At 71.1% G+C, this 12,543-nt stretch carries 10 protein-coding genes; all 10 read right to left on the reverse strand.

Features of this window, described 5'->3' with window-relative positions:
- The coding region (locus QM611_RS02395; RefSeq protein WP_415078305.1) for a YggS family pyridoxal phosphate-dependent enzyme at positions 1-465 on the reverse strand (465 nt) is incomplete at its 3' end.
- Positions 466-1,608, reverse strand: a complete 1,143-nt coding sequence (gene ftsZ, locus QM611_RS02400; RefSeq protein ID WP_415078306.1) for a cell division protein FtsZ — start codon at positions 1,606-1,608, stop codon at positions 466-468. It abuts the gene before it with no gap.
- Positions 1,609-1,792: 184 nt separating this feature from the next.
- On the reverse strand, positions 1,793-2,758 hold the full coding sequence (locus QM611_RS02405) for an FtsQ-type POTRA domain-containing protein (RefSeq protein ID WP_415078307.1): 966 nt from the start codon (positions 2,756-2,758) through the stop codon (positions 1,793-1,795).
- A 3-nt stretch (positions 2,759-2,761) separates the two neighbouring features.
- On the reverse strand, positions 2,762-4,168 hold the full coding sequence (gene murC, locus QM611_RS02410; protein ID WP_415078308.1) for a UDP-N-acetylmuramate--L-alanine ligase: 1,407 nt from the start codon (positions 4,166-4,168) through the stop codon (positions 2,762-2,764).
- Between the two features lie 51 nt (positions 4,169-4,219).
- On the reverse strand, positions 4,220-5,293 hold the full coding sequence (locus tag QM611_RS02415; RefSeq protein ID WP_415078309.1) for a UDP-N-acetylglucosamine--N-acetylmuramyl-(pentapeptide) pyrophosphoryl-undecaprenol N-acetylglucosamine transferase: 1,074 nt from the start codon (positions 5,291-5,293) through the stop codon (positions 4,220-4,222).
- A 157-nt stretch (positions 5,294-5,450) separates the two neighbouring features.
- On the reverse strand, positions 5,451-6,701 hold the full coding sequence (gene ftsW, locus QM611_RS02420) for a putative lipid II flippase FtsW (RefSeq protein ID WP_415078310.1): 1,251 nt from the start codon (positions 6,699-6,701) through the stop codon (positions 5,451-5,453).
- The gene (gene murD / locus QM611_RS02425; protein ID WP_415078333.1) at positions 6,658-8,199 is read right to left on the reverse strand and encodes a UDP-N-acetylmuramoyl-L-alanine--D-glutamate ligase; all 1,542 of its coding nucleotides are present in this window, start codon (positions 8,197-8,199) and stop codon (positions 6,658-6,660) included. The genes ftsW and murD overlap by 44 nt, the downstream gene beginning before the upstream one ends.
- A complete protein-coding gene (gene mraY, locus QM611_RS02430) occupies positions 8,196-9,305 on the reverse strand; it encodes a phospho-N-acetylmuramoyl-pentapeptide-transferase (RefSeq protein ID WP_415078311.1) in 1,110 nt (369 codons plus the stop codon). The genes murD and mraY overlap by 4 nt, the downstream gene beginning before the upstream one ends.
- Positions 9,302-10,714, reverse strand: a complete 1,413-nt coding sequence (locus tag QM611_RS02435; RefSeq protein ID WP_415078312.1) for a UDP-N-acetylmuramoyl-tripeptide--D-alanyl-D-alanine ligase — start codon at positions 10,712-10,714, stop codon at positions 9,302-9,304. The genes mraY and QM611_RS02435 overlap by 4 nt, the downstream gene beginning before the upstream one ends.
- Positions 10,715-10,764: 50 nt before the next feature.
- A complete protein-coding gene (locus QM611_RS02440; RefSeq protein WP_415078313.1) occupies positions 10,765-12,543 on the reverse strand; it encodes a peptidoglycan D,D-transpeptidase FtsI family protein in 1,779 nt (592 codons plus the stop codon).

Consider the following 12,543-nt stretch of genomic DNA (forward strand, 5'->3'; position numbering starts at 1 on the left):
CGCCGCCACGTGCGCGGCCAGCGCCGCCGCGGACGCGGGCGCGACGCCGCCGCGGCCCGGGTCGTCGGTGAGGTTGACCTGCAGCAGCACGTCCAGCGCCGGGTCTTCGGGGCCGGCCGCGGCATCGAGCGCGTTCGCGATGCGCTCACGGTCGACCGAGTGCACGACGAGGGGGACGATGGATGCGGCCGCGCGCAGCGCGCGCGCCTTGTTGGTCTGCGCTTGCCCGATGAAGTGCCAGCGCGCCCCGGGCAGGGAGCCGAGCTCCTCCACCTTGGCGCTCAGCTCCTGCTGGCGGTTCTCGCCGATATCGCGGACGCCCAGTGCGTGCAGCTCGCGCACGAGCTGCGGCGGATGGAACTTCGTGACGACGATGCGGGTGAGCTCCGCCGGGTCTCGGCCGACCGCACGCGCCGCGTCCGCGATGTCCGCGTCGACGCGTGCGAGCCGGCTCGCGAGCTCCACTTACTTCAGGAAGTCGGGGATGTCGAGGTCTCCGTCGTCGAACGCGGAGTCGAAGACCGGCTCTGCGCCGACCTTGACCGGCGCGCGGTCCTCGGGCGCCGCCTCGTGCGCCTCGGCGGCGGCCTCCTCGGCGGTCGCCACCGGCAGCGCCGGGGTCTCGCGCTGCGCGGTCATCGGCTCGATGCGCGCTTGCGGCTCACCGCCGTCGAAGCCCGCCGCGATGACCGTGACGCGCACCTCGTCGCCGAGAGTGTCGTCGATGACCGTGCCGAAGATGATGTTCGCCTCCGGGTGCGCCGCCTCCTTGACGAGCTGGGCGGCGTCGTTGATCTCGAAGATGCCGAGGTTCGAACCGCCCTGGATCGACAGCAGCACGCCGTGCGCCCCTTCGATCGAGGCCTCGAGCAGCGGCGACTCGACGGCCAGCTCAGCGGCCTTGATGGCACGGTCGGCGCCGCGCGACGAGCCGATTCCCATGAGCGCCGACCCGGCGCCCTGCATCACCGACTTCACGTCGGCGAAGTCGAGGTTGATCAGGCCGGGCGTGGTGATGAGGTCGGTGATGCCCTGCACACCGGCCAGGAGCACCTGGTCGGCGGTGGCGAACGCCTCCACCAGCGAGATTCCGCGATCGCTGATCTCGAGCAGCCGGTCGTTGGGCACGACGATTAGGGTGTCGACCTCGTCCTTCAACTTGGCGACGCCGGTCTCGGCCTGCTGCTGGCGCCGCTGCCCCTCGAACGAGAACGGCTTCGTGACGACGCCGATCGTCAGCGCGCCGATCGACTTCGCGATCTTCGCCACGACCGGCGCGCCTCCGGTGCCGGTGCCACCGCCCTCGCCTGCGGTCACGAAGACCATGTCGGCGCCCCGCAGCGCCTCCTCGATCTCCTCGGCGTGGTCTTCGGCAGCGCGGCGGCCCACTTCGGGGTCGGCGCCGGCGCCGAGGCCCCGGGTCAGTTCGCGGCCGACGTCGAGCTTGACGTCGGCGTCGCTCATGAGCAGCGCCTGCGCGTCGGTGTTGATCGCGATGAACTCGACGCCGCGCAGGCCGAGCTCGATCATGCGGTTGACGGCGTTGACGCCACCCCCGCCGACGCCGACCACCTTGATGACGGCGAGGTAGTTCTGGTTTTGGCTCATGCCGGCCTCCGTGCCCTTCACAGTGCGCATCTCGCCCGGTGCCAACCTTAAACTTCAGCAGAAAGGTTAAAGTATTGCCCGGTATGCATTTCCTGATTCAGAAGGTATGCGGTGGTCCGCGCGCAACGCCGCACGTCGCGGGCGTGTCGCGCCATCCGTTCCGCTCGCCGGGCGTTCGACGCGCTCAGCGCACCACAACCGCTTCCGGCGACGACACATCGTAGACGCTGACGCGGCTCGGCGGCTTCCGCTTCATCATCTTCCGCAGCACGAGGGCTTTCATCGCGGACTTCTCCGCGCTCCCCCACACGATCGACGTGCTCGTGCCGCCAAGCGAGAGCACGACATCGTCGGGCGTCGTGGCTCGCGCCTTGGTGACTTTCTGGCGTATCGACTTCGGCAGCGACCGGATGACCATCCCGACCGCCTCGAACGCCGGCGTCTGCAGGCCGCCGCTGACGTCGATCACCGGCTGGCCCTTGGGCTTTTCCTGCGTGGTGGACAGGGCGACGCCGGCCGCGTCGACCAGCGTGTAGCCAGCCGCCGAGCGGACCACCCCCACCGGCGTGCGCTCGACGATCCGCAGCACGAGCTCGTGTGGGGGCCGCGCTTCCAGGCTGTAGGTCTCGATGAGCGGGAAGGCCACGAGCGACTCCTTCACGACGCTCTCGTCGACCAGCGGCAACGGCGTTCCAAGCTGGTCGGCCAAAGCGGCTTCCACCTGCTCGGCGTCGAGCCGGTCGGCGCCGACGACGGTGACCTGCTCGACGGCGAACAGCGGGCTGTAGGCGGCGGCGAGGGTGCCGACCGCGAGCACGACGACGGATGCCGCGGCAGTGATCCAGACCGCACGGCGACGGCGCGCGCGGCCGGTGAAGCGTCGCACCTCGGCGCGCAGCGCCTTGCGGCGCGCGCGCGAGGCCGCCCACACGTCGCGCAGGCGCACGGGATCGTCGTCCGCCCGCTCTGGGCCCTCCGGCAGAGGCCTCGCGGCGGGCTCCGCCACGGCGGCGGGGAGCGCCGGGGCGGCATCCGTCGGCGCCGCGCGCTCGCCGACATCCGGGTCTGCCGCTTTCTCCTGCCCGGGTCGCTCCGGCCGGGCCGGCGCCGCGCTCACCGGCGGCGCGGGCAACGGGGCGGGCCGCTTCACGGCCTACTCCCCGCCCTCGCGCGACGAGGCCAGCGCGTCGAGGAGCTGCGGCACAAGCAGATTGACGTTGCCACAGCCGAGTGTGATCACCAGATCGCCCGCGCGCGCGATCGACGCGGTGTAGTCGGCGGCCTCCTGCCAGTCGGCGATGAACCGCACCCGGTCGGCGTCGTGGAACGCCTCGCTGACCAGGGCGCCGGTCACCCCGGGCACCGGGTCTTCGCGGGCGCCGTACACGTCCAGCACGACCGTCTCGTCGGCGAGGCTCTCGAGCACCTCGGCGAACCACGGCGACATCACCGCGGTGCGCGAGTAGGTGTGCGGCTGGTGCACGGCGATGACCCGGCCGTCGCCGACCACCGTGCGCGCGCCCGAGAGCGCCGCGGCGACCTCGGCGGGGTGGTGCGCGTAGTCGTCGTAGACGCTGACGCCCCGCTCGACGCCGTGCAGCTCGAAGCGGCGCGCGGTGCCCGCGAACGGCTCGACCGCGCGCACCGCCGCCTCGAGCCCGTGGCCGAGCGCGAGCAGCGCGGCCACCGCGCCCGCCGCGTTGACGGCGTTGTGGACGCCAGGCACCGCGAGCCGCGCTGCCACCGTCTGGCCGCCGTGGGCGAGCGTGAACGACACGGGGCCGTCGGCGACCACGTCGCCGAGCCGCACGTCGGAGTCAGCGGCGGTTCCGAACGTCAGCACGCGAGGGTGGGCGAGGGCTGCGCGCACGCGCCGCGCGCCCGGGTCGTCGGCGGAGATCACGACCGCCTCGCGCGCCGCGTCGGCAAAGCGCGCGAACGCCGCGTGGAACGCGTCGTCGCTGCCGTAGAAGTCGACATGGTCGGGGTCGACGTTCGTGATGAGCGCGACCGACGTGTCGTAAAGAAGGAACGTGCCGTCGGACTCGTCGGCCTCGATGACGAAGAGCTCGTCGGCGCCGCTGTCGCTGGACGCGCCGAGCTCGGCGATCACCCCGCCATTGACAAAGGCCGGGTCGGCGCCCAGGCGGCGCAGCGCCGTGACGACCATCCCCGTCGACGTCGTCTTGCCGTGCGCGCCGGCGACGGCGACGAGGCGGCGCCCGCCGATCAGCCAGTGCAGCGCCTGCGAACGGTGGATGACGTGCAGACCGCGCTGCTTGGCGAGCACGTACTCCGGGTTCTCGGGCCAGATCGCGCCAGTGTGCACGACGGTGTCGGCGTCGCCGAGGTGCGCCGCGTCGTGGCCGACATGCACGTGTGCGCCGAGCCGCTCCAGCTCCCGCAGCCCGGGGCTGTCGGCCCGATCGGAGCCGGAGACGCGGATGCCGCGCTTCAGGAACATGCGGGCGAGCCCCGACATCCCCGAGCCGCCGATGCCGATGAAGTGCGCGGCGTGGATCTCGTCGGGGATCGGCAGGGTCAGGTCGGGTCGGATCATGGCCCGTCAATCCTAAGTTGGGTCGGGGATGCCGGGCCTCCGGCACGCTGGTCAGCGCGCGAGCGCCCGGTCGACGAGGGCGATGAGGTTCGCCGCGCCGTCCCGCGTGCCGACGCCGGCGGCGGCCCGCCGCATCCCCTCCAGCCGCTGCGCGTCCTGCAGGAGCGGGACCACCTCGGCGCGCACGCGGTCGGGGGTGAGCTCGGCGTCGGCGATCAGCACGGCGGCGCCGGCGTCGACCGCCGCCCGAGCGTTGAGCGCCTGCTCGCCGTTGCCAACCGCGTAGGGCACGAAAACGGCGGGGATGCCGAGTGCCTCGATCTCGGAGACGGTCGCCGCGCCCGCGCGCGAGACCACCGCGTCGGCCATCGCGTACGCGAACTCCATGCGTTCCTCGTAGCGGGGCGCGGCATAGCCGGGCTCGCCGGCCTCGACGCCGTCGCGCCGCTCCCCGGTGAGGTGCAGCAGTTGCCAGCCGGCGGCGAGGATGTCGCGGTGCGAGCCGGCGAACGCGTCGTTGAGCCGCTGCGCGCCGAGCGATCCGCCGAACACGAGCAGCGTCGGGGTGGACGGGTCCAGCCCGTAGCGCGCGGCCGCCTCGACGCGCAGCGAGTCGCGGTCGAGCTCCACCAGCTCGCGGCGCATCGGCATCCCCACCGTCCGCGCCCCGCGCAGGGGCGTGCCGGCGAAGGCGACACCCACGGCCGCCGCCGCCCGCGCGCCGAGCCGGTTCGCCAGCCCGGGCAGGGCGTTTGCCTCGTGGATGACGACAGGCACATGCTCGCGCCGCGCCGCGACATAAGCCGGGGCCGACGCGTAGCCGCCGAAGCCGACGACCACGTCGACGCCCCGCGCGGCGATGTGGTCGCGCGCCTGCCCGACCGCGCGGCGGAACCGGGCGGGGAAGGCGACCGCGTCGCGGTTCGGGCGCCGCGGGAACGGGAGCCTGTCGACGAACAGCAGCTCGTAGCCGCGCTCGGGGACGAGGCGCGCCTCGAGCCCCTCCCGCGTGCCGAGCACGAGCACATCGGCGCCGGGCTTGCGCGCGCGCAGCGCGTCGGCGACGGCGAGCAGGGGGTTGACGTGGCCGGCGGTGCCACCGCCGGCCAGAAGGTAGGTCGTCACGGCATCCATTCTTCCCTCTCCCGCTTCTCGCCTTCTCCCAGATCAGGAGATTTCGCGTGCTCAGGACGTTTGCTCGCGAATCGTCCTGACGACGCCGAATCGCCTGAACTGCGAACCGCGCCGGGCACGTCAGCGGACGGACGCCTGCTCAGTGCTGTCAGCGTCCGGCGGCGGCGCGCGCCCGGTCGATCGCTGCCTGCCGGCGGGCGACGGCGTCGGGCAGCGATCTGGCGAAAGACAGCAGCACTCCCGACGCGATCAGCACGGACAGCAGCGCCGTCCCGCCCTGCGACATGAACGGCAGGGGGACGCCGAGCACCGGGAAGACCCGCAGCACGACGCCGACGTTGATGAGCGCCTGGCCGACAACCCACACCGTGACGCCGCCGGAGACGATGCGCACGAACGGGTCGTCGGTCTTGCGGATGACGTGGAACGCGCCCACGGCGAACAGCGCGAACAGCGCCAGCACGACCGCGCAGCCGATGAGCCCGAGCTCCTCGCCCACGATCGCGAAGATGTAGTCGTTCGCGGCCGCCGGCAGCCAGTCGTACTTCTCCTTGGAGTTGCCCAGGCCCAGGCCGAACACCCCCCCGCCGGCGAGGCCCCAGATGCCGTGCAGAGGCTGGTAGCAGTCCTTGTAGTAGTCATCGAGGCAGTTCGTGTTGAGAAAGCTCATGATGCGCCGCACGCGGTCAGGGCTCGTGATCGCGAAAATCGCGATCGCGATCGCCGACACCAGGGTCGGGATGATGAAGATCCGCAGCTTCACTCCGGAGAAGAACAGCGCGCCCAAGAAGATGAGGAACAGCACCATCGCCGTGCCGAGGTCGTGTCCGGCCATGACCGTGGCGATCACGAGGGCAGCCACCGGCACCGCGGGGATGAACACGTGCCGCCACAGTCCGAGCAGCGTCTGCTTGCGAAACAGCACGTAGCCGAGCCACAGCGCGAGCGCGAGCTTGAGGAACTCCGACGGCTGGGCGGTGAACCCGCCGACCTCGATCCAGTTGCGGTTGCCGCCGAGGTCGTAGCCGAGCGGCGTGAACACCAGCAGCTGCAGGCCGATGCCGATCAGCAGCGCGGGCCACGCCACGCGCTTCCAGAACCCGATCGGCAGCCGGCTCGCGATGAACATGAGCGGGACGCCGACGGCCGCGAACGCGAGCTGCTTCAGCACCGCCTCGAACGGGCTGCCGCCGGCGGCGGCGGATGTCGCGGAGGTCGCCGACAGCACCATGACCAGGCCGAACAACGTCAGCAGCAGCGCGGTCGACGCGATCAGCAGGAACTCGCTCGGCACGGGCGCGAACACGCGGCCGAGGGAGACTCGCGCGGCGAGCCCGCGCTTGCGGGGCGGGGCGTCAGGCTCCCCCGGAAGGGAGCGAGGGGGCATCGTGCTGGTCATCGCTCCCCTTCCCGATCCACTCCCGCGCCGCCGCGGCGAAACGCTGCCCGCGATCCGCGTACGACGCGAACTGGTCGAAAGACGCCGCCGCCGGCGCGAGCAGGACCACATCGCCGTCGTCGGCGGCCTCCGCCGCGAGTTCGACGACGCGGGCCATGACGTCTTCAGTCTGGGTGTGGTCGACCTCGAACAGGGGCACCTGCGGCGCGTGTCGCGCGAACGCCGCCACCACCTCGGCCCGGTCGGCTCCGATCACGACAGCGGCCTTCGCCGCGCCGCCGCGCGCGGCCACCAGCGCCGCGATGTCGACCCCCTTCAACAGGCCTCCGACAACCCAGATCGCACCGGGGTAGGCGGCCAGCGACGACGCCGCCGCGTGCGGGTTGGTGGCCTTCGAGTCATCCACCCACGTGACGCCGCGCCCGACGGCGACGACTTCGATACGGTGCGGGTCGAGGCGGAAGCCGCGCAGCGCGTCGCTGATCGCCTCCGGCGACACCTCGAGCGAGCGCGCGAGCGCGGCGGCGGCGAGGATGTTGGCGACGACGTGCGGCGCGGACAGCCCGAGCGCGCGCAGCTCGTCGAGCGTCGTGAGCTCCAGCGCGCGGTGCTGGCGGTCGTCGAGGAACGCGCGATCGACGAGGATGCCCTCCACGACGCCGAGGTCGCTCGGGCCGGGGCTGCCGAGGTCGAACCCGATCGCGCGGGCGCCCTCCACGACATCCGCGTCCTCCACCATGCGCATCGTCGCCGGGTCGGCCTTGTTGTACACGCACGCGACCCTCGTGTGGTCGTAGACGTGCGCCTTCGCGGCGCGGTAGGCCTCGAACGAGCCGTGCCACTGGAGATGGTCGTCGGCCAGGTTCAGGCAGACGGCGGCATGCGGCGACACCCGGTCGGGGCCGGCCTGCAGGCCGAGGTACCAGAGCTGGTGGCTGGACAGCTCCACGACGAGCGCGTCGAAGCCGGCGGGGTCGCGCACCGCGTCGAGCACCGGCACGCCGATGTTTCCGCACGGCGCGGCGCGCAGGCCCCCGGCGGCGAGCATCGTCGCGGCCAGCTGCGTCGTCGTGGTCTTGCCGTTTGTCCCGGTGACGAGGATCCAGTCGGCGGGCGTGCCGTCGGCGCGCACGACCTTGTCGCGCACGCGCCAGGCGAGCTCGATGTCGCCCCACAGCGCGACTCCCGTCTCGCGCGCCCACGCGATGAGCGGATGCTGAGGCGCGAAGCCGGGCGAGGCGATCACGACGTCGGGGTCGAAGTCGACGAGCTCGGCCGGGACCGCGTCCAGGCCTCCCTGCCACAGGCGCGCGCCGACCACCGGCAGAAGTCGCGCGTACTCGTCGGCGGCGGCCTCGGTGACCACCAGCACGTCGGCGCCCAATTCGGCGAGCGTGTCGGCGGCTGCGAAGCCGGTCACCGAGAGCCCGAGCACCGCGGCCCGCAGCCCCGACCAGTCCGCGTGCCAGCTCGTCAGAGAGTCGAGCCGGCCGCTCATGTGCGCGAGAGCCACTCGGCGTAGAAGAGCCCGATGCCGGTCACCGCGAGCATGCCGGCGATGATCCAGTAGCGCACGACGATCTTGACCTCTTGCCAGCCGCGCATCTCGAGGTGGTGGTGGAACGGGCTCTGCAAGAACAGCCGCTTGCCGCGCGTGAGCTTGAAGTAGGTGAGTTGGACGATCACCGAACCGGGGCCGATGATGTACACGCCGGCAAGGAGGACGGCGAGGATCTCGGTGCGGGTGAGGACCGACAGCGACGCGATGACGCCGCCGATCGCCATCGACCCGACGTCTCCCATGAAGATCTCCGCCTTGGGCGCGTTCCACCACAGGAACCCCACGAGCGCTCCGACGAACGACGCCGAGATGATCGCGAGGTCGAACGGGTTCGGGGTCGGGTAGCACGCCGACAAGACGGTGGGGTCGATGGCGTTGCTCGTGCACGACTGGTTGAACTGCCAGAACGCGAGCAGGCTGTACGCCCCGACGACGAAGACGCCGCAGCCGGCGGCCAGGCCGTCGAGGCCATCGGTGACGTTGGTGCTGTTGGACCAGGCGACGCCGATGAACGACACCCACGCCAGGTAGAGCGCCCACCCGATGACGGCGGGAAGCAGCATGAACGACAAGAGCGGCAGGTCGCGGAAGATGGAGATCTGAGCGGATGCCGGCGTCTGGTTCAGGACGTTGGGGAAGTTCAGCGCGACCACTGCGAACGGCACGGTGACGATCACCTGCCCGGCGATCTTGCGCCACCCGGACAGGCCCAGGCTGCGCTGGCGGCGCACCTTCATGTAGTCGTCGATGAAGCCGACCACGCCGAAGCCCAGCATCATCCACAGGACGAGCAGGCCGGAGATCGTGGGCGGATTCCCCCCGACGAAACACCCGACGAGATAGCCGACGATCGTGCCGGCGATGAAGATCGTGCCGCCCATCGTGACCGTGCCGCGCTTCTCCGCGTGGCTCGGATTCTCGATCGCTTCGGGAGTGCGGATCACCTGGCCCCAGCCCCAGCGGCGGAACAGCCGCAGGAACACGGGCGTCAGAAACAGAGAGAACGCCACCGAGATCGACGCCGCGGTCAGGAGAGATCTCACGAGAAGGATTCTCCCAGACGATCGCCGAGGAACCGCAGACCCGCCGCGTTCGACGACTTCACCAGCACTCGGTCGCCGTCGCGCAACTCGCCGCGCAGGTAGTCGAACGCCTCGTCCGCGGTCGAGAAGAACACCGCCTCGCTGTTCCACGAGCCTTCGCCCACGGCGGCGAGGTAGATGCGGCGGGCGTCGTCGCCGACCACGACGATGCGCTGGATGCGCAGCCGCACGGCGAGCTCGCCGATGCGGTCGTGCTCCTCTCCGGCGAACTCCCCCAGCTCGCTCATCGCGCCCAGCACGACCACGGTGCGCTCGTCGGGGCCGGTGATCTGCGCGAGCGCGCGCAGCGCGGCCGACACCGAGTCGGGGCTCGCGTTGTAGGCGTCGTTGATGATGCGCACCGACTCCGACCCCATCGGCTGCATGCGCCAGCGCTCGGCAAGCTCGACGGTCTCCAGCCGCGCGATCGCGTCGTCCAGAGAAATACCGAGCGCGGTCGCGGCGGCGATCGCGGCGAGGGCGTTGTTCACGTGGTGGGCGCCGATCACGCGCAGCCGGAGCGGGCGCGACACGCCGTCCGCCGTCACGGTGAGGGTCGTGCCGGCCGCGGTGGCCTCGACATCCTGCGCGCGCACGTCGGCGGCGGCGCGCTGCCCGAACCAGCGCACCGCGGCATCCCGTCTCGCGGCGATCTCGGCCATCGCCGCCACGCGCGGGTCGTCGGCGTTGAGCACGGCGACCCCGCCGGGACGCAGCTGCTCGACGAGCTCGGCCTTCGCCGCCGCCGTCGCCTCGATGCTGCCGAACAGGCCGCCGTGCGCCATCCCCACCATGAGCACGACGCCCACGTCGGGCTCGATGAGCCTGGCCAGCCTCGTCAGCTCTCCCGGGCCTCGGGCACTGAGCTCGCTCACGAGGTAGCGGGTGTCGGCCGTGACGCGGAGCATGGTCAGCGGAGCGCCCACCTCGTTGTTGAACGACGCGCGCGGCGCGACGGTCTCCCCCTCGTCGCTGAGGATTCGGGCGAGCAGGTTCTTCGTGGTGGTCTTGCCGTTGGACCCGGTGATCGCGGCGATGCGCAGCCGGCCCTGCGCGCGCACGCGCGCCACGACCTCGCGCGCGAGCTCGGCGAGGGCGTCCAGCACGTCGGCGACGACGATCTGCGACACGTCGGCGTCCACCTCCCGCTCGACGATCGCGACAGCCGCGCCAGCGTCGACCGCTGCGGGCACGAAGAGGTGCCCGTCGGTGGTCTCGCCGGGCTTGGCCACGAACACGCCACCGGGCCCGATCAGCCGCGAGTCGGTGTCGACCGCGCCCGAGACGACCGTGTCGCCACCGTCGCCGCGGGCGGGAACGAGCCGCCCGTCCACCGCGGCAGCGAGCTCGGCGAGTGTCAGGGCGATCATGGTTCCTCCGACCGGGCGCGCAGCCCCTCGGGCGTGGGCGGGCTCGGATGTCACTTGTAGATGGGGAGCTTCTTGGCCTTTGTGGTCGAGGGCATCACGCGGTACGTCTTCATGACGTGGGTGATGGCCTTCTGGAATCCCTCGGCGTCAGCCGCCGACGACTTTACCTTGGTCGGCTCGTCCAGCGTGATCGCGACAATGTACTCGGGGTTCTCGGCGGGCGCGAATCCGATCATGAGGGTGTACCAGACGCCGGACTTGTAGCCGCCGCCGCCCACCTTCGTCTTCTGCCCGGTGCCCGACTTCATGGCGACGCGGTAGCCAGGCACCTGGACGGCGTCGGCGTAGCCGGCCTGCATGTACACGTTCTCCAGCATCGTGGTGACCTGCTTCGCGCTCTTCTTGCTGAGCACGCGCACGGGGTCGGGCTGCTCGGTCTTCACGACGGTGCCGTCGGCTTTCGTGCACGACTCGATCAGCTGCAGCGGCACACGCACGCCGTCGTTTGCGATCGCGCTGTACGCGCCGATGAGCTCGGGAACGGTCGTGGTCAGGCCCTGGCCGTAGTTCGTGTCGTACAGCTGTTGGTTGTCCCACTGCGACGCCGGCTTCAGATCGCCCTTCGCCTCGGCTCCGAAGCCGACGGCGCTGCCGCTGCCGATGCCGAACTTCTTCAGGTACTCGTAGCGGGTCTTCGCGCTCACGCGCTGGCTGAACTTCGAGATGCCGGTGTTGGACGACTCCACCAGCACGCCGTTGAGCGTGTAGGTGACGGCGGCATGGTCGGACATGTCCCGCACCTTCGCCCCGTTGGCGAACGAGACCCGGCCCGACGCGCGCACCGTCGAGCGCGGGGTCTGCCCGCCCGCGTCGACGAGCACCGAGGCCGAGAGCGCCTTGAACGTCGACGCCGGCTCGAACTGGTCTTGGAAGACCCGATTGCGCAGGAACGAGCCCTTCGCCTCGATGTTGTTGGGGTCGACGGTCGGGTACTCGGCGGCTGCGCGGATTTTGCCGGTCTTGGCTTCGACGACGGTGATCGTGCCGCTGACCGACTTGTACTTCTTCACCTGCTCGGCGATGAGCTGCTGCAGGTACCACTGCAAGTCGCTGTCGATCGTGAGCGAGAGCGTCCCACCGTCCACGGCGGGGGTCTCCGCCTTCGTGCCGGGAATGACGCCGCCGTCCTTGCCGCGCTGGAACGTCTCGCTGCCGTCGGTGGCGGCCAGGCAATCGTCCCGGGTGAGCTCGAGACCCTCCAGCGGCGCGCCGTCCACACCGACGAAGCCGACGAGGCTGCCGGCGACGGCTCCTTCGGGATAGACGCGGGACGGCTGCGAGGTGAAGCTCATGTACGACAGGCCGAGTTCGGCGAGGTCCCGGTACTGCTCGGTTGTGATTCCCCGCTTGAGGTAGGCGAACTGCGACTTCGGGTCCTTCGCGAGCGCGTCGGAGACGATCTTCATGACCTCCTTCGCCGACTGGCCGGTGATCTTTCCGATCTTCTTCGCCGTCTCTTCCCACGAGGGCGTGTCGTCGGTCGCCTTCTCGTACTCCTCGACGACGTTCGACGGCGAGAGCTGGGCGTCGTAGAGCAGCGTGCTCTTGGCCAGCACGCGCCCATTCATGTCGACGATCGAGCCGCGCGTGCCTTTGAGGGTCACCTCCTCGCCGAGGTTTCCGACCGTGATCGAGTCCTGCACGTGCTGGTCCGCGTTGACCACCTGGATGTCGACGAGCCGCACGCCGAAGGCCACCAGCACGGCGAGCACGACGCCCAATGCGACGACGGTGCGGCGGCGCGGACTGCGGGTGCTGTGAGTGGTCAT

The organism is Microbacterium sp. (genome assembly GCF_047606685.1).
In the GTDB taxonomy this organism is placed as follows: Bacteria; Actinomycetota; Actinomycetes; order Actinomycetales; family Microbacteriaceae; genus Microbacterium.